This window comes from Erwinia sp. MYb375, from assembly GCF_037479175.1.
In the GTDB taxonomy this organism is placed as follows: Bacteria; Pseudomonadota; Gammaproteobacteria; order Enterobacterales; family Enterobacteriaceae; genus Erwinia; species Erwinia rhapontici.
In genome coordinates, this window is record NZ_JBBGZS010000013.1 from 66,450 (window position 1) to 83,620 (window position 17,171).

General features: G+C 50.1%; 17 protein-coding genes. 13 read left to right on the forward strand and 4 right to left on the reverse strand.

The window, feature by feature from the left end; genetic code table 11:
* The first annotated feature begins 185 nt into the window (after window positions 1–185).
* From rfaD to WH279_RS06470, 6 genes are read left to right on the forward strand one after another with little or no spacing between them, the layout of a single operon-like run.
* A complete protein-coding gene (gene rfaD / locus WH279_RS06445) occupies window positions 186–1,118 on the forward strand; it encodes an ADP-glyceromanno-heptose 6-epimerase (RefSeq protein WP_200643445.1) in 933 nt (310 codons plus the stop codon).
* A gap of 16 nt (window positions 1,119–1,134) precedes the next feature.
* On the forward strand, window positions 1,135–2,181 hold the full coding sequence (rfaF, locus tag WH279_RS06450; RefSeq protein WP_339455355.1) for an ADP-heptose--LPS heptosyltransferase RfaF: 1,047 nt from the start codon (window positions 1,135–1,137) through the stop codon (window positions 2,179–2,181).
* Window positions 2,182–3,144 (forward strand): lipopolysaccharide heptosyltransferase RfaC, encoded by a 963-nt coding sequence (rfaC, locus tag WH279_RS06455; protein WP_339455356.1) that lies wholly within the window; start codon window positions 2,182–2,184, stop codon window positions 3,142–3,144.
* Window positions 3,144–4,310, forward strand: coding sequence for a glycosyltransferase family 4 protein (locus tag WH279_RS06460; RefSeq protein WP_339455357.1), 1,167 nt, complete (start codon window positions 3,144–3,146; stop codon window positions 4,308–4,310). Before rfaC ends, WH279_RS06460 begins: the two co-directional genes overlap by 1 nt.
* A gap of 21 nt (window positions 4,311–4,331) precedes the next feature.
* Window positions 4,332–5,573, forward strand: coding sequence for an O-antigen ligase family protein (locus tag WH279_RS06465; RefSeq protein WP_339455358.1), 1,242 nt, complete (start codon window positions 4,332–4,334; stop codon window positions 5,571–5,573).
* Window positions 5,566–6,549 (forward strand): glycosyltransferase family 2 protein, encoded by a 984-nt coding sequence (locus WH279_RS06470; protein ID WP_339455359.1) that lies wholly within the window; start codon window positions 5,566–5,568, stop codon window positions 6,547–6,549. Before WH279_RS06465 ends, WH279_RS06470 begins: the two co-directional genes overlap by 8 nt.
* A gap of 7 nt (window positions 6,550–6,556) precedes the next feature.
* Here WH279_RS06470 and WH279_RS06475 read toward each other — a convergent pair whose 3' ends face one another.
* Window positions 6,557–7,660: a glycosyltransferase family 9 protein gene (locus WH279_RS06475; protein WP_339455360.1), complete on the reverse strand. Its 1,104-nt coding sequence runs from the start codon at window positions 7,658–7,660 to the stop codon at window positions 6,557–6,559.
* Between the two features lie 4 nt (window positions 7,661–7,664).
* Window positions 7,665–8,621: a deacetylase gene (locus WH279_RS06480; RefSeq protein WP_339455367.1), complete on the reverse strand. Its 957-nt coding sequence runs from the start codon at window positions 8,619–8,621 to the stop codon at window positions 7,665–7,667.
* 159 nt (window positions 8,622–8,780) lie between these two features.
* Here WH279_RS06480 and rfaQ point away from each other — a divergent pair, with 159 nt between their 5' ends.
* The 3 genes from rfaQ to WH279_RS06495 are packed head-to-tail and all read left to right on the forward strand — an operon-like array spanning window position 8,781 to window position 12,079.
* Window positions 8,781–9,854 (forward strand): putative lipopolysaccharide heptosyltransferase III, encoded by a 1,074-nt coding sequence (gene rfaQ / locus WH279_RS06485; RefSeq protein WP_339455361.1) that lies wholly within the window; start codon window positions 8,781–8,783, stop codon window positions 9,852–9,854.
* Window positions 9,851–10,978 (forward strand): glycosyltransferase family 4 protein, encoded by a 1,128-nt coding sequence (locus WH279_RS06490; protein ID WP_133846441.1) that lies wholly within the window; start codon window positions 9,851–9,853, stop codon window positions 10,976–10,978. The genes rfaQ and WH279_RS06490 overlap by 4 nt, the downstream gene beginning before the upstream one ends.
* Window positions 10,979–10,981: 3 nt before the next feature.
* On the forward strand, window positions 10,982–12,079 hold the full coding sequence (locus WH279_RS06495; RefSeq protein WP_339455362.1) for a glycosyltransferase: 1,098 nt from the start codon (window positions 10,982–10,984) through the stop codon (window positions 12,077–12,079).
* Here WH279_RS06495 and WH279_RS06500 read toward each other — a convergent pair.
* On the reverse strand, window positions 12,076–13,098 hold the full coding sequence (locus tag WH279_RS06500; RefSeq protein WP_339455363.1) for a glycosyltransferase family 9 protein: 1,023 nt from the start codon (window positions 13,096–13,098) through the stop codon (window positions 12,076–12,078). The two genes, WH279_RS06495 and WH279_RS06500, sit on opposite strands and share 4 nt — an antisense overlap.
* A gap of 289 nt (window positions 13,099–13,387) precedes the next feature.
* Here WH279_RS06500 and WH279_RS06505 point away from each other — a divergent pair, with 289 nt between their 5' ends.
* The 4 genes from WH279_RS06505 to coaD all read left to right on the forward strand — a co-directional run bounded on the left by WH279_RS06505 (window position 13,388) and on the right by coaD (window position 17,076).
* A complete protein-coding gene (locus tag WH279_RS06505; RefSeq protein ID WP_339455364.1) occupies window positions 13,388–14,389 on the forward strand; it encodes a glycosyltransferase in 1,002 nt (333 codons plus the stop codon).
* Window positions 14,390–14,551: 162 nt separating this feature from the next.
* Window positions 14,552–15,826: a lipid IV(A) 3-deoxy-D-manno-octulosonic acid transferase gene (gene waaA / locus WH279_RS06510; RefSeq protein WP_200643491.1), complete on the forward strand. Its 1,275-nt coding sequence runs from the start codon at window positions 14,552–14,554 to the stop codon at window positions 15,824–15,826.
* A complete protein-coding gene (locus WH279_RS06515) occupies window positions 15,827–16,603 on the forward strand; it encodes a glycosyltransferase family 2 protein (protein WP_339455365.1) in 777 nt (258 codons plus the stop codon).
* Window positions 16,600–17,076, forward strand: coding sequence for a pantetheine-phosphate adenylyltransferase (gene coaD / locus WH279_RS06520; protein WP_200643459.1), 477 nt, complete (start codon window positions 16,600–16,602; stop codon window positions 17,074–17,076). The genes WH279_RS06515 and coaD overlap by 4 nt, the downstream gene beginning before the upstream one ends.
* A 10-nt stretch (window positions 17,077–17,086) precedes the next feature.
* On the opposite strand, the gene WH279_RS06525 is transcribed toward coaD, so the two are convergent.
* Window positions 17,087–17,171, reverse strand: an 85-nt coding sequence (locus tag WH279_RS06525) for a zinc finger domain-containing protein (protein WP_339455368.1), incomplete at its 5' end; no start/stop codon positions are given.

Consider the following 17,171-nt stretch of genomic DNA (forward strand, 5'->3'; position numbering starts at 1 on the left):
GTGAAGCATACAGATGCTCATATACGCGGAATAATCTGCTTTTTGCCGCATAAATCACGGAAAACACCCCTGATACGCCCTCTCCCCCCTCGCCTCTGGCTGTCGACTTCGCGATGAGATGTTATGATATGAGCCATTAGCGAGTGGAACCTCCTGTTCCACCCCATTGTTTAGGGTTAAAGCTCATGATTATCGTCACTGGCGGCGCTGGAATGATTGGCAGCAACATCATCAAGGCACTGAATGATAAGGGTCACACCGACATTCTGGTGGTAGACAATCTGAAAGACGGCACCAAATTCGCCAACCTGGCCGATCTGAACATTGCCGACTACATGGATAAAGAAGACTTCCTGATCTCTGTCCTGGCGGACGAAGATTTCGGGGATGTCGAAGCGGTATTCCATGAAGGCGCATGCTCTTCCACCACCGAGTGGGATGGTAAGTACATGATGGATAATAACTATCAGTACTCCAAAGAGCTGCTGCACTGGTGTCTGGAACATCAGGTTCCCTTCCTGTACGCCTCTTCTGCTGCCACCTACGGCGGCCGTAATAGCGATTTTATTGAAGAACGTCAGTTCGAAGAACCACTGAACGTTTACGGCTACTCCAAAATGCTGTTCGACCACTACGTGCGCGAGATCCTGCCTGAAGCACAGTCTCAGGTCTGTGGTTTCCGCTATTTCAACGTCTATGGTCCACGCGAAGGGCATAAAGGCAGCATGGCAAGCGTAGCTTTCCACCTCAACACCCAGTTGAACAACGGTGAAAACCCGAAACTGTTTGAGGGCAGCGATAGCTTCAAGCGTGACTTCATTTATGTAGAAGACGTCGCCTCGGTTAACTTGTGGTTCTGGGAAAATGCCGTGTCCGGCATCTTTAATTGCGGTACTGGCCGTGCCGAATCATTCCAGGAAGTCGCTGATGCGGCGCTGAAATATCACAAAGACGGTGAAGTTGAGTACATCCCGTTCCCGGAAAAACTGAAAGGCCGCTACCAGGCATTCACCCTGGCAGACCAGACCAAGCTGCGTGCCGCCGGATATGACAAGCCTTTCAAAACGGTTGCTGAAGGTGTGGCAGAGTATATGGCCTGGCTGAATCGTAAAGCGTAAGAGGCACTGTTCGGGAATGAAAATTCTGGTTATCGGCCCATCGTGGGTCGGCGATATGATGATGTCGCAAAGTCTCTATCGCACCCTCAAAGCCGAGCACCCGGATGCCGTCATTGATGTGATGGCACCTGCATGGTGCCGTCCGTTATTATCACGGATGCCGGAAGTGAATGAGGCGCTGGCGATGCCACTGGGCCACGGTGCGCTGGAGATAGCCGAACGTCGTCGCCTGGGGAAAATGCTGAAGGTAAACGGCTATGACCGCGCCTTTGTGCTGCCTAACTCATTTAAATCCGCTCTCGTTCCCTTTTTTGCCGCGATCCCACACCGCACAGGCTGGCGCGGTGAGATGCGTTACGGGCTCCTGAACGACCTGCGTCGACTGGATAAAACCGCATTCCCACTGATGGTACAACGCTATGTGGCGCTGGCGTACGATAAAGCGCGTATCCACCGCGCCGACGACCTGCCACAGCCACTGTTATGGCCGCAGTTAGCGGTACAGGAAGCGGAAAAACAAGCGACCGTCAGCGCCTTTGATCTTGCTTCCGGGCGCCCGATGATTGGATTCTGCCCCGGAGCGGAATTTGGTCCTGCTAAGCGCTGGCCACATTACCACTACGCTGCCCTGGCACAACGCCTGATCGTTCAGGGCTACCAGGTGGTCCTGTTTGGTTCAGCCAAAGACAATGAAACCGGGCAGCAGATTCTGGCAGCCCTGGCTGAAGATGCACGCCAGCACTGCCGTAACCTGGCCGGGGAAACCCAGCTGGAACAAGCCGTCATTTTGCTGGCGGCCTGTGATGCCGTGGTCAGTAACGATTCAGGCCTGATGCACATTGCTGCCGCCCTGGATCGCCCGCTGGTCGCCCTCTATGGGCCAAGCAGCCCGGACTTTACCCCTCCATTGTCCCGCAAAGCCCGCGTGATCCGTTTAATCACGGGTTACCATAAAGTTCGCAAAGGTGATGCCGATGAAGGTTACCACCAAAGCCTGATTGATATTACGCCAGAGCGGGTCATGACCGAGCTGGCAACGCTTTGCCCACGGCCTGGAGTCTGAATGCGGGTTTTGATTATTAAAACATCCTCAATGGGGGATGTACTGCACGCATTACCTGCTCTGACTGATGCCATGCGCGCCATCCCTGAGATTCGCTTTGACTGGGTAGTGGAAGAGGGTTTTGCTCAGATCCCCGCCTGGCATCCGGCCGTAGATCGGGTATTACCGGTGGCTATCCGCCGTTGGCGCAAACACTGGTTTGGCAGCCAGGCGCGTGAAGAACGCGTGGTGTTTAAACGTGCACTTCAGTCGCGCGAATACGATGCGATCATTGATGCACAAGGGCTGATTAAGAGCGCAGCGCTGGTAACCCGCCTGGCGAAAGGGGTTAAACATGGGCAGGACAGCCGCAGCGCTCGTGAGCCCTTTGCCAGTTGGTGGTATGACAAACGTCATGAAATCAGCAAACAGCAGCACGCCGTGCAGCGTACCCGCGAGCTGTTTGCGAAAAGCCTGGGATATGCGCTGCCCACGACCACCGGTGATTATGCTATCGCCCAGCACTTTACCCAGGCGCTACCCGCCGATGCGAATCAGTATCTGGTGTTTTTGCACGCCACCACGCGCGACAATAAGCACTGGCCGGAAGCGCACTGGCGCGAACTGATCGAGCTAATGCAGCCTTCAGGTTTAACCATTAAATTACCCTGGGGTGCAGAGCATGAGCATCAGCGCGCATTGCGGCTGGCAGAGGGCTTCGATTTTGTCGAGGTGCTGCCAAAGCTGACGCTGGAACAGGTCGCACGCATGCTTGCCGGCGCTCGCGCCGTGGTGTCGGTGGATACCGGGTTAAGTCACTTAACCGCCGCGCTCGACCGCCCGAACATCACCCTTTACGGCCCGACCGATCCAGGGCTGATTGGCGGATATGGAAAGAATCAGCATCCTATTATTTCGGCTGAAAAAAATATGTCCACACTGAGCGCTGACTTCGTATGGCGCGCGATACTGCAGGTTATTTGATGAAAAAACTTCACATTATTAATTTGGAAAAAATGGGGGGAGTTGAACGTCTCTTCCTGCAGTACATCAATGAAACAACGGATGGCAGTAATAATGTGATTTGCATCGGTAGTGAGATAGGTGCTGAAATTCAACGTCAGATGACACAGCAAAAAGTCACTTTCGCCACTCGCTTACTCAATAAATGGTCACTACGTTGCCCTCAGTTTCTACGTAAGTATCTGCTGCAATGGAAAATCGCACGCGTAAATGCTGATGTCATCATCGTTTGGGATTTGATCCCGGGTCTGGCTGCAAAACCTAAACGCGGTAAAATCCTCTATTACGATCACGGTTGTTCATGGCGATACGCCCACACCCCTAAAACACTGCGCTTTTTTTCCATGCTGGATGGTTTGATCTCAGCCTCCTTTGCTTCAAAAAGAGTGATGGATCTACGCTTTAACCTCCCCTGCCCGACTCGGGTGGTGATCAACCTAATTAAAACGCCAGCGGATGTTAATCTGAAAGAAAAGTTGCCAGGAGCGCCTGTACGACTTGGTACAGCATCACGACTAGTGTCGCTTAAAGGGATCAGCGTTTCCTTATTGACCCTGCAGGAACTTGTTCGCCGTGGGCATGATGTGACAATGGAAATTGCAGGAAAAGGCCCTGACAGAGCTATTTTTGAATCAATGGTGTTAAAATCGGGTCTTGCTGACAGAGTCAGCTTTAGTGGCTTCCAGCATAATGTTGGAGACTTCTTCAATCGTATTGATATTTATCTGAGTACTCCTGTGACTGAACCCTTTGGTCTTTCCTGTATGGAAGCATTATATTACGGATTACCTGTCATTTTCCCTGTCATCGATGGTCAGCCAGAAGTTGTCAAAGATGGGGTATGCGGCTTAGGGATAACACCGTCAGTCACTATAGAGGAACACCTGAAACTTTCAGGGATCAAAGTTGATTTTCCATATAAGGTGTATGATCCTGTCAACGATTCTTTGGTAGAACCTAAATTAGTGTCACACATTTTATGTGCCGATGCGGTTGAGAAGTTGTTACCTGCTGAGACATATAAGAAATTTAGCCAGAATGCGCGGAACTACCCTATCGATAATTTTAGTTATGATGCCTTTAAAGAAGAATTTGATATGGCTCTTAAGTTTTATGTTGAAAATTAATAGTATTAGGATAAAAAATTCATGCTTTTAGGCAAAAACTTACATATTGCATCCAGTTACCTTATTTATTTGGGGTGCGCATTTGCATTCTTTACAGTACCCTTTGGTTTAAACATAGGCAGGAATGTTTTTTATCTTTCCAGCTATATAGCATTTATAATGATAGTGTTAAACTTCAGGCATTACACCAAAAATAAATTCAACCTTTTTGTTTCATCATGTTTGCTTGCATTAGGTCTTGCCATAATTCTTTGGGTGGCAAGATATAAGCAGCAAGATGAATATATTAATATATATCGTGCTTACATGGGGACGGCCAGACTACAAATTGCGGCAGCATTTATTATGCTTTTTGCTCTGAATGAAAAAATCCCCACAAAGAAAATCGCTATTTTCACAGGGATTTTCGCAGGTGTTATCGTTAATGCTTTTGGTCTTTATCAAGGACTATGGCTTGGAATAACACGTATAAGTCTTAATTTTGATCGTGCAACAATTGTCGCCTACATTCTTACCGCTATCAGCCTTGTCATGATGCAGTCTATCCTGATGATGCGCATCCGATATCGCCTTGTTATTTATACAATTTCATTTGCTTTCACCTATTCCACACTGCTTCTTACTGGGACTCGAGCTGCAATTATTGCCTATCCTATTATTATCTTTCTATCTATCATGGCAACAAAGAATTTAATCAACGGCAACCAGAAAAAGTTATTACTGTTAGCATTACCTCTGCTCATTGTGATTAGTGGTTTAGTATTCAAAAAACAGATTGAAATGCGCATTAACGACTTTCAAAATAACATCGCCATGGTTGATAATACTAAAGTAGAGAATTCCGTTTATGCTCGAGTCTGGATGCAGATTGTCGGTATCCGTACGGTAAATACAGCACCATTAGGGCAATCGGCAGAAAAACGCGCCGACGAAGCCAGGACAATCATCAGCAATGAACCACGGTTATATAACGCAAAACGTTATCTGACGGTTCATCTTCACAATGAAGTTTTAGAGACTTATTCGCTTCGTGGTATCTGGGGTGTTTTGTTATTAGTCGCGACATATGCAAGTCTGTTGATCTTGTCATTTAGGCCAAAAAGAAACGTAATGTTGCTGGGTGTATCACTCGCATTAATTCTATATGGATTAAGTGATGTTCTTTTCTTCAGTATTGAATGCACGGCTGTCTTCTTAATTAGTATAATAATTAGCATTCTCGCTAACCGTTCTCAGGATGAGGAGCATAATCAAAATGTCTGACTCCTCCCCTCTTTTGAGTATTATAATCCCGTTTTTCAATAATGAGGACTTCATTGTTCCTTGTCTGGAATCCTTATTCCATCAGATCGACGATGATATCGAAGTTGTGATAATCGATGATGGCTCAACAGATAACTCTGCAAATTTGGTGCAACACTTTCTCGCAAAGATCTCTCACACCAATGTGAAGTTAATTTCGCAAAATAATCGAGGCATTGGATTCACAAGGAATGTGGGACTGGATAATTCTCGTGGTGAATATATTACTTTCCTTGACGGTGACGATCTTTTGAGCCGCAACTACATGAAAGTTCTGAGGCCTCATCTGGCGTCAGGCGAGTTCGACCTCATCGACTTCAACTACGAAAGATTCACTTTGCAACCAAGTGAAAGCAGTGTTTGTGAGAACGTACCTTGTGTTCAGTATAATTTTGAGCAGCAAGGTCTGAACTGCATGGAAACGCTGTTTACTAAATCAATGTGGCACTTGTGGAATCGCATCTACAGGCGAAGCCTGTTTGATAATGAGCGATTTGAAATCGGACGTCGCTATGAGGATGTGATATTAACGCCTTTCCTTTACTTCAAAACCCAAAAAATCGCCCGCATTGATCAGATATTGTACTTTTATCGCGATAACCATCATGGCATTACACGTAATATTAAAGAAAAAGATATTGAAGACATGCTTTTCGCCATGAAAAAAATGATTTCTGTGGCTCAGAGTCAGCCAGAAAATACGGACTTAAGAGGGCTGGCGGCCAGAATGATTGCCAATTGCTTTAGTGAAGTCAAGAGCATGTCAAAAGCCGTTTATGGCTATTATTTTTATAAAAAAGAGACGGTTAAGGTATTCAGGGAGGCGGCTTTACTCTGTACCGGAACAGCGGTGCCGGGCAAAAAAATAGGCCAGATGCGTTACCCTCAGATAGATACCCTGTTTTCCAGGGCCCGTCTGAGGATAAAAAAGCGTTAAGTCCTGGTTAGTCTACGGGTTGAAGCAGCTGCAAATGTGACATCACCACATCACGCACCTCACCAGGCTGAATGACGCCCATCGGACTTTCTACTTCCAATGGCAGGGTATAGCCGGTACGGGACTTATGAATAATATGGTGCAATTCAGTATCCTGAATCGGACCTGTCGAACGCGGGTCGGCGGTGACAAACAAGCTAATCGTTTTGACTTGCAATGCCACTGCCAGATGGAGTGGTCCAGTATCACCCGTGACGAGCAGGTCAAAACCATCGATGAGTGTGATCAACTGCTGTAGCCCTGTTTTACCGATGCGGTCGTCAATTAAATCTCTGTTTTTCTCACCGAGTTGCTGCATAAACTGTTGCGCTTTGCCTGCATCAGTCGGCCCGCCAATCAGCACAATATGCACATCAGGTAGCTGGGAGATAAGCATATTTGCCAGCGTAACGTAGTGCGATACAGGCCAACAGCGGGACTCTGTGGATGCGCCAAGCTGGAAGCCTATCGTCAAACGTGATGGGTCGCGGTTTCCCGCCTGGAATGGTGCAGGGATGACCATCGTGGGATCATCACTACGGCAACCCAGTATTGAAATCAACTCTAATTTACGGCGTACAAAGTGCCCGTAATAATGAAAAACATAATTGGTCAGCCATTTTTCTAGTCCACTAATACCTGAACTGTAATTATCCCGGATGATATATTTCGCTCCGGACATGACAGCGCTGATAACATCATAAGGAAGATGAGAGTGAAGAATGATGGCAATATCAGGTTGATGTTGACGTAAGGTTTTCACCAGCGTAGGTAACGTCTTTATTTTGTTATTCCAGTAAACCACGCGGTCATAATCACGGCCGTTATCAATCAGCTCACGATTCTTTTGGTGAGCAACAAGCGTGATGTGTGCTGCTGGGTATCGTTCACGAATCGCACGAATGGCGGGTGTATTAAACATAAAATCACCCAGCGCTGTTGTTGAATAGATAACTATATTATCAAACTGGATGCTGCTATCGAAACTGTCTTTCTTCTGCAAGCGACCATGTTTAGTGACATAACGGTCCAGAAACCAATTTGTGAGGCTAATCTTCCATTTCTTTGACATTGCATCAACTCACTTTCTTCTGATAATACTCAGACAGTGTCATTCCAATGGCACGTGGCTGCAGCCAGCTAAATAACTCGTCAAGTTCAAGATACAGTCGCTCAATACTCTCGTCCGTTTTAAACGTCGGGCTGCCTCCAGGCATAAACTCGGATGAGTGCAGCATAAATTCAACATAATCACTGCCGTCGGCCAGTGTTTTTTCAGCAACATGAATCATCTGCGCCACGTTACCGCCCATCGGGCGCAGCCAGTGGACGGAAGGGCTGCGCTGTTTTCCACGCAGGCGATCATAACCCTGTTTGAAGGCGTTCATCAATGAAGAATGTTTGTATTGAATACTCATTGGCACTTCAAGCAGCGAAGAGTCGCCTGGCTTCGAAATATCCTGCTGATCAATAAAGTAGGCCCGATCCTGAAAATGCTGATAGTTGGTGCCGCCATTGCCCTGCGGGGCACCGGGTGAAAACTGCCAGTTAACCCGTGGCGTCACTGAGCAGTCCACCTGATAGCCAAATTCAATGAGTAACTGTGCATAGTATTCATTAAACGCCCAGCGACCAGCCCGGTGACTGCGCATTTTTACCTGGAGGGTTTCTTCCAGTAGACGGGTCATATAACTGACTTTTTCCCGCATATTCTCTTGCGGGTATTCAATCAGATAGGGTTTATGGCGCCAGTCGTCACCGGTTAAATCATAAAGTGGCGGGCTGTTCCAGGCATGTAAATGCATGCCAATCTCGCCGCTGTCGCGCGCGATAACATCCCGGGCAAACTCAATATACTCAGGATCCACCGCCATCTCATAGTTGGTCAGCCAGGTGGGTTTGAAGGTGTATTTTTCACACAACTGCTGAAATCGTGGCAAAAAACGGGTGTTTTCGGTAGCGATCCGATCGTGATTTTGCCAAAGGTTATCGCCTTCGGTATCGATAGTGATGATAAACGCGGGCTTACCCATTGTTGTTCCTGCCATAAAATTACCTGCCCACTATGTTACGTAGCGGATGCTGATTGCGCAAAGTTATTCCACCACTTGCATGGCCCGCGTGCGCCGGGCTAGCCACTTTCCCGTGTCTGCTTTAGAATCAGCGACTGGTTTACTGAACAGCGATATAGCATGAAACGTCCAGACCTGCCGTTTTCTCCCCACCAGGCTACGCGTATTCTGGTAATTAAGTTTCGCCATCATGGCGATATGCTTCTCACCACACCGGTCATACGTTCACTGAAAGCGGCCTTTCCGGATGCAAAAATTGACGTCCTGCTGTATGAAGAAACCCGTGCCATGCTGGCCTGCCATCCTGATATCAACCAGATTTATGCTATCGATCGAAACTGGAAAAAACAGGGCGTGCGTTATCAGCTTTCTCAAGAGTGGCAGTTGCTGAGGATGCTGAGATCACAGCAGTACGATATCGTGCTTAATCTGGCGGATCAGTGGCGCAGCGCCCTCATTACCCGTTTTACTGGCGCCCCGGTGCGGCTGGGCTTCGATATTCCCAAACGCCGTGGTGCACTGTGGCAGCGCTGTCATACCCAGTTAGTCCCTACTGCTACCCATCAGAATCTGCATACCGTGGAGCAGAACCTGTCGTTACTTGCTCCCCTTCAGCTACACACCCTCGATGCTACGGTTGGCATGCACTACGCAGCAAGCGATCGTCAACGGGTGACAACACTGCTGAATGGGGTAAAGAAATATATCGTGGTGCAGCCGACGTCTCGCTGGTTTTTTAAATGCTGGAGCGACGAGAAATTCGCCGCGGTTGTGCAGGCGTTACACGATGACGGGCATACCCTTGTGCTGACCTCTGGCCCGGACAGTAAAGAGCAGGCAATGGTTGAAAACATCAAGGCCCGCCTGCCATCAGCGGAGAATGTTATCTCCCTGGCAGGCCTGCTGACGCTGAATGAGCTGGCAGCGCTGATCGATGTAGCCGAACTGTTTATTGGTGTGGACTCGGTACCGATGCATATGGCCGCGGCACTGCAAACCCCTTGCGTGGCGCTGTTTGGCCCGTCAAAACTGATTTTCTGGCGTCCGTGGCAGGTGAACGGGGAAGTGATCTGGGCGGGTGACTTTGCTCCGCTACCGGACCCTGATGCTGTCGACACGACAACTGCCGAACGCTATCTGGATGCCATTCCGGTTGAAACCGTGTTGGCAGCCGCCCGGAGGTTATTAGCATGAAGCCCATTCGACTGGCGATAGTTCGCCAGAAATATCGTCCTGACGGTGGCGCCGAACGTTTTATTTCGCGGGCGCTGGAAGCCCTCGATCAGCAAGCCATGGATCTCAACGTCATTACGCGCCAGTGGCAGGGTGAGCGTCAGGCAAACTGGCATCTCCATCTGTGTGACCCGGTAAAATGGGGGCGCATCAGCCGTGAGCGCGGCTTCGCGGTTGCCGCACGCGCACTCTGGCAGCGGGAAAAATTTGATATTGTGCAGAGCCATGAACGCATCGCCGGCTGCGATATTTATCGCGCTGGCGATGGCGTACACCAGCGCTGGTTGGAGCTACGCTCGCGCCTGCTCCCCAGCTGGCGACAGAAATTGCTGATGAGCAATCGCTATCATCGTTATGTGATGGATGCCGAACGCGCCATGTACCAGGCACCGGAATTGAAGGCGGTGATCTGCAATGCCCACATGGTGAAGCAGGAAATCATCGAACGCTTTGGCGTTGCCAGTGACAAAATTCATGTTATCTACAATGCAATCAATACCACTCAGTTTGTTCCTGTCGATGAGGCAGAGCGTCTGCAACAACGTCAGAAACTGGCTCTGCCGCTGAACGCCAGCATATTAATCTATGTCGGTTCTGGTTTTGAACGCAAAGGACTGGCTGCCGCCATTCAGGCCATTGCCGGTACCAATCGTTATCTGGTGGTGGTGGGTAAAGATAAGGCTGAAAAGCAATACCGTGCCCTGGCCAGCGAGTTGGGTTGTAGCGATCGGGTGATATTCGCCGGCATGCAGGCAGATACGCGCCCCTGGTATCAGGCGGCGGACGGACTGTTACTGCCAACACTGTATGACCCCTTCCCCAACGTGATACTGGAGGCCATGGCCTGCGGCTTACCGGTGATCACCTCCACCACCTGCGGTGGCAGTGAATTTATTCAGGCGGGAGAAAATGGGTATGTCTGTGACGCGCTGGATATTATCGCGTTGCGCGATGCCATCATGGCACTTCCTGAACAGGCCATCGGCAGCGATATGGCAATTCATGCGCGTGAACGCGTGATGGATTCTTCCCCTCAGCGCTTATCACAACAGCTGATCTCTCTCTACCAACAGATTCTGGACTAATCGATGCGTATCTTGATGATTATTGATGGGTTGCCCGGCGGCGGTGCAGAGAAAGTTGTTCTGACACTGTGCGAAGGTATGCAGAAAATGGGGCATCAGGTCAGCCTGTTTTCCCTGCGGGATGTCTGTAATTATGCACTTCCTGCCGATATTGACTATCAGGTTATCGAAAGCCCTAGCCGTGCTCCCTGGCGTAAAATCACCGAACTGAAACGCCGCGCTGTGGCACTTGACAGGGCTGTTGATGACAACGAAAAACAGGGCGGACGTTACGATCTCATTTTCTCTCATCTGCATAAAACCGATCGCATTGTCGCTCGCTGCAAGAGGCTGCCTGCTGAGAAATTATGGTTCTGTATTCACGGTATTCTCTCCACGTCCTATCTGGGGCACCGCCGTGGCTTGGGACGCTGGCTGAAAAAACAGAAAATAGGCAAGGTCTATCAGAACGCAAACATCGTTGCTGTTTCACAAGCAGTAGCGGAAGATTTGACGCAAAAACTGGCGATCACACCACGTCGTCTGGCGGTGATTAATAATCCTTTTGATATCAACACCATCCTTGCCCAGGCCGCTGAACCCTTTGTGCCAGCCGGGGAAGCCTATCTGGTTCATGTCGGCCGTTTTCATCCGCATAAACGTCACGACCGATTGCTGGAAGCCTTTGCCGCATCTGGCATAGCGGCAAAATTAGTGCTGGCGGGAACGGGGGATGAGCAACGGATTAACCGCGTTAAACAGCAGGCGCAACAACTTGGCATCGCCGATCGCGTTATTTTCGCCGGCTTCCAGGCTAACCCCTACCCGTTAATCAAACACGCAAAAGTCTTGGTTCTCAGCTCGGACAGTGAAGGCTTTGGCAACGTTCTGGTTGAAGCCTTACTCTGCGGTACACCCGTCGTCAGCACACGTTGTCCCGGCGGCCCCGCCGAAATTCTGGAAAGGGCAGGCATGGGGGACATGCTGGCCGAACTCAGTAGTCAATCGCTAGCTGAAAAGATGGCGTTGGTCTGGCAGTCTCCCCCGACGATCGATCACCAGCAGTTAATGAGCTACGATTTGCAGCCCATATGCCAGCAGTATCTTTCGCTTAAGGATTAGTCTGTTGCATTCAATCTGACAAGACTCTGCCAAACATCATCGACAGTGACATCGACACAATCTCCGGACGGCGTCTGTAAGATTTGGTACTGACCAGACCAGGGATGCCAGGACTTTTGGTCGGTGTCACCAAACAGGACTACCTGTTTTTTATTCATCGCCGCGGCAAGATGCATCTGCCCGCCATCACTGCATAATACCAGTTCGCATCTTTCGTAAGCCGCAACCAACTCGCGAACTGAGGCGGTGGGATAGAGTGATACACGCGGGCTTTGACACGCGGCAAGCACCTGCTCGGCGCGATGCTGATCGCCAACATCATCCGGTGCCAACGTGCCCTGTGGAGACCAGAAGATCATTACGCTGCCACTGTTTTCCTGCAAATAACGCTGGATCGTCTCCACATAGCGTTCAAGGGGCCAGCGGCGTTTTGCACTGCGACTACTGATATGCACCGCCAGCCCTACTTTCTTATCAGGTTGCAGTTCATTCATCCGTTGTGTTGCTTGCTGGCGCTCCTGGTCTGTCAGCCAGATACGCACTGATGGGATCTTAATCTGACGATCGGTAATAGCTGACAGATAACTGAAGGCATGTTCTACCTGATGATCGCCAAAAAAATCAGCACCTCTAAATGGAATAGTGATCGCTTTATTACCGGTATCCGCCCCAATAATATGTTGCACGCCAGCCATTCTCGCCAATCTGAGGCTGTATTTACAGGGAACCGGATTTGCCAATATCGCAGCATCAAAATGGATGCGCCTTAATTGCAGAAACATTTTTAATCTGGCGAAGTAAACACGCAACATGGCCACTTTACCGGAGGCATGCTTGGCCTTACGGTAGACAAAAGTACGTGTAATATGCGGATTGTTTTTGACCACATCCTGGCTGACAGTATTGATTAGCAAATAAACATTCGCATCAGGATATGCCGTTTTAACCCCTTCAATCAAAGGCGTGGTACAAACCAGATCACCAATATTGTCACGGCGTATAATCAAAATATTTTTCATTCACCTGCCTGCTGGCGAAACTATCCGCCGATATCAACTTACTGGAATTGCGTCCCGCAGGACGTCACTCGCCTAAAACGCTCCCTATCCATGTGATTAATGCTCCCGCCCACATTCTTACCCATGGGGTTGGCAACACTGTGCCTGTAATGCCCTTGCTCCCTGACCTTCTCAGACATTATTACGGCATGAATTGCACACTTAAAGACAAAAAAAATCCACAAAATCATATAACATTATTTAAGTTATTGAAATTTAGATGTATTTTTTCAATGAAAGGATTCTGCCTATGCCCCCTTCTCCCCTGTTGAGTATTGTTGTCCCCCTTTACAATGCTGGACCGCTATTTGACCCCTTTATGCAGTCACTGATGGCACAAACCTTTGAAGACCTGGAAATTATCATTGTTAATGATGGTTCAACGGATGGTTCAGGGGAACGGGCAGAACACTACGCCCGGCAGGCTGCTCATATCTCCGTTATCCATCAGGAAAATGGCGGTGTTTCCCGCGCGCGCAATACCGGGATGAATCACATTAAGGGCAAATATGTCACCTTCCCCGATGCTGACGATATCCTCGAGCCCGAGTTGTATCGCACCTTAATGGCAATGGCCATGGCAGACGATCTGGATGCAGCGCAGTGCAATGCAAGGCGCATCAGCATGCTGGATAGCCAGGGCGAGATTTTAATCCCACCTTGCCGTCTCCGTTCAACCCAGGTCATCAGTGGCGACCGCTGGTTAGGTCGAGCGCTGAAAACCCGTCGCTATCTGCATGTCGTCTGGCTGGGCATTTATCGCGTGTCTTTGATCAGGCAGCTTAATCTGCAGTTTGTCCCGGGGCTGCATCATCAGGATATTCTGTGGACCACCGAATTTATGTTGAATGCACGTCGGGTTCGCTATAGCGACCGTGCACTTTATCGCTATCTGATTCATGGCGAATCCATCAGTAATCGTCCAAGAACGGGACAGTCAAATGTTGAGTATCAGCGCCATTATCTGAAGATTTGCCAACGACTGGAGGAGATGAATCAGCAGTACCGGGATTCAGTTAACATCTATCGCTCATTTCATGCACAAATTTTCCGTGAAGCGCTCATCGTCTGTCACGCCATACGCAGGGAAACCAATGAAATCGCCAGACAGGCCATCATTGCTGATTTTTACGCAACCGATACCCCGCGCAGAATGAGACGTAACGCACGGGGCCTGAAGCAGAGATATCATCTATTGCTCTGGCTGGGCCGCCTGCGGCGGTGGCGTAAATCCGGGGTAGTGCGGGCCTGACTGAACAATATACGCTGTCATCATGTTGTACGCTCTGCAATGCCCTGGTACGCCACCATGAAGTAGTGTGAGCCTGCCTCACTTATCTGCTAACATGCCCGCATAATTTCTCTTTTTCGGCTATCCCTGGGCATATGTCTCTGTTCAACTGAAAACAATGTGATGATTACCATTTATACCGCCTTGCTATATCTCATTCAGCCCCTCATCTGGCTGCGCCTCTGGTTACGCGGTCGAAAGGCTCCTGCCTACCGCAAACGCTGGGCTGAACGTTATGGATTTTGCACGGGGAAAGTGAAGCCAGAGGGTATTCTGCTGCACTCCGTATCAGTCGGTGAGACACTGGCGGCGATCCCTCTGGTGCGTGCGTTGCGCCATCGCTATCCCGACCTGCCGATTGTCGTCACCACCATGACCCCGACGGGATCGGAGCGCGCCAGTTCGGCATTTGGCAAAGATGTTCATCACGTTTACCTGCCCTACGACCTGCCAGGCGCAATGAATCGCTTCTTCGATACCGTTCGGCCGCGACTGGTGATCATTATGGAAACCGAACTATGGCCCAATATGATCACTCAACTGCATGCCCGTAAAATCCCTCTGGTCATCGCCAATGCGCGCCTGTCGGAACGTTCAGCAAAGGGTTATGCAAAGATCGGCAAATTCATGAAACGCCTGCTACAACGCATCACACTGATTGCCGCGCAGAATCAGGAAGATGGCGAGCGTTTTATCGGTCTGGGCGTCAAGCGCTCACAGCTTTCGGTTACCGGTAGCCTGAAATTTGATATTTCTGTCACACCAGAGTTGGCAGCACGTGCCATCACCTTGCGCCGTCAGTGGGCACCACGTCGTCCGGTCTGGATTGCGACCAGTACCCATGAAGGCGAAGAGAGCATCATTCTGGAAGCGCATCGTAAGCTACTGGAACGCTTCCCCAATCTGCTGCTGATTTTGGTACCACGCCATCCGGAACGTTTCGACACCGCGCGCGCACTGACCCAGAAAGCCGGGTTTAGCTATACCTTACGCAGTAGCGGTGAAATCCCCTCTGGCAGCACTCAGGTGGTCATTGGCGATACGATGGGAGAACTGATGCTGTTGTACGGTATTGCCGACCTCGCCTTTGTCGGTGGCAGTCTGGTTGAGCGTGGTGGTCACAATCCGCTGGAACCGGCTGCGCATGCCATTCCGGTGCTGATGGGGCCACATATCTTTAACTTTAAAGATATCTGTGCACGCCTGCAGCAGGCCGATGGCCTGATCACCGTGACCGATGCCGACTCGCTGGATAAAGAGATTGGTACCCTGCTGACGGATGAAGATTACCGCCTTTACTACGGTCGTCATGCCGTTGATGTGCTCCACCAGAATCAGGGGGCATTACAACGTCTGCTACATTTACTTGAACCTCATCTGCCACAACGGAATCATTAAATGTGTTCACGCCAGACACTGTCGGTAGTGATTATTGCCAAAGATGCGGCAGACCTGCTGCCAGAATGTCTTGAATCCGTCAGTTGGGCAGATGAGATCATCCTGCTCGACTCAGGTAGCAGCGATGGTACCCCGGACATTGCCAGCCGCCATGGCGCAAAGGTCTTTCACTCTGAGGAGTGGCATGGATATGGTAAACAGCGCCAGCTGGCGCAGAGCTATGCCACCCATCCGATGATATTGATGATCGACAGCGATGAGCGTGTCACTCCTGAGCTGAAACAAACCATTGAAAAGGTGTTGGAAAAACCGCCATCATCCACGGTATACAGCATTGCACGGCGTAACCTGTTCCTGGGGCGTTTTATGCGCCACAGTGGCTGGTATCCTGACCGAGTCACCCGCCTGTATCCCCGTCACTATCAATACAACGATAATCAGGTACATGAATCGCTGGAAACGGCACACGCGAAAGCCACACCGTTACGCGGCGATTTGCTGCATCTGACCTGTCGGGACTTTTCTGCATTCCAGTGGAAACAATTCGCCTATGCGGAAGCCTGGGCGAAACAACGGCATCAGCAAGGTAAACGTTGCGGCATCACGGCTATTTTTGGCCATACCGTCGGCGCATTTCTGAAGACGCTGGTGCTGCGTGCAGGTTTTCTTGATGGTAAACAGGGCTGGCTGCTGGCCGTGGTCAATGCACAGTATACTTTCAATAAATATACGGCCCTCTGGGCTCTTAATCACGCATCCAGGAACGGCAGACTATGAGCACCAAAGCCATCTACCCCGGTACCTTTGATCCGATGACCAACGGACACCTCGATATCGTAACCCGCGCCGCGCTGATGTTTGATCATATCGTACTGGCGGTGGCGGCAAGCCCGAGTAAGAAGCCTCTGTTCTCCCTTGAAGAACGCGTCACGCTGGCAAGCGAAGTGGTGGCACATCTGCCGAATGTTGAAGTGGTGGGATTCAGTGACTTGATGGCTAACTTTGCCAGAGCGCAGCAGGCCAATGTGCTGGTGCGTGGCCTGCGGGCGGTGTCTGATTTTGAGTACGAGTTGCAACTGGCGCATATGAACCGTCACCTGATGCCCACGCTGGAAAGCGTATTTTTGATGCCTTCCGAAGCCTGGTCCTTTATCTCTTCATCCCTGATGAAAGAGGTGGCGCGCCACGGAGGGGAAGTCCAGGCGTTCCTGCCCACCCCGGTGTACGAGGCACTGAAAGCGAAACTCTGAGCAGAGCGGCTTACTGCTGGCAGTGACGGCAGAAAAAGGTGCTGCGCTGCCCGTGTTTACTGCTCTCGATTGGCATGCCGCACTGTCGGCAAGGC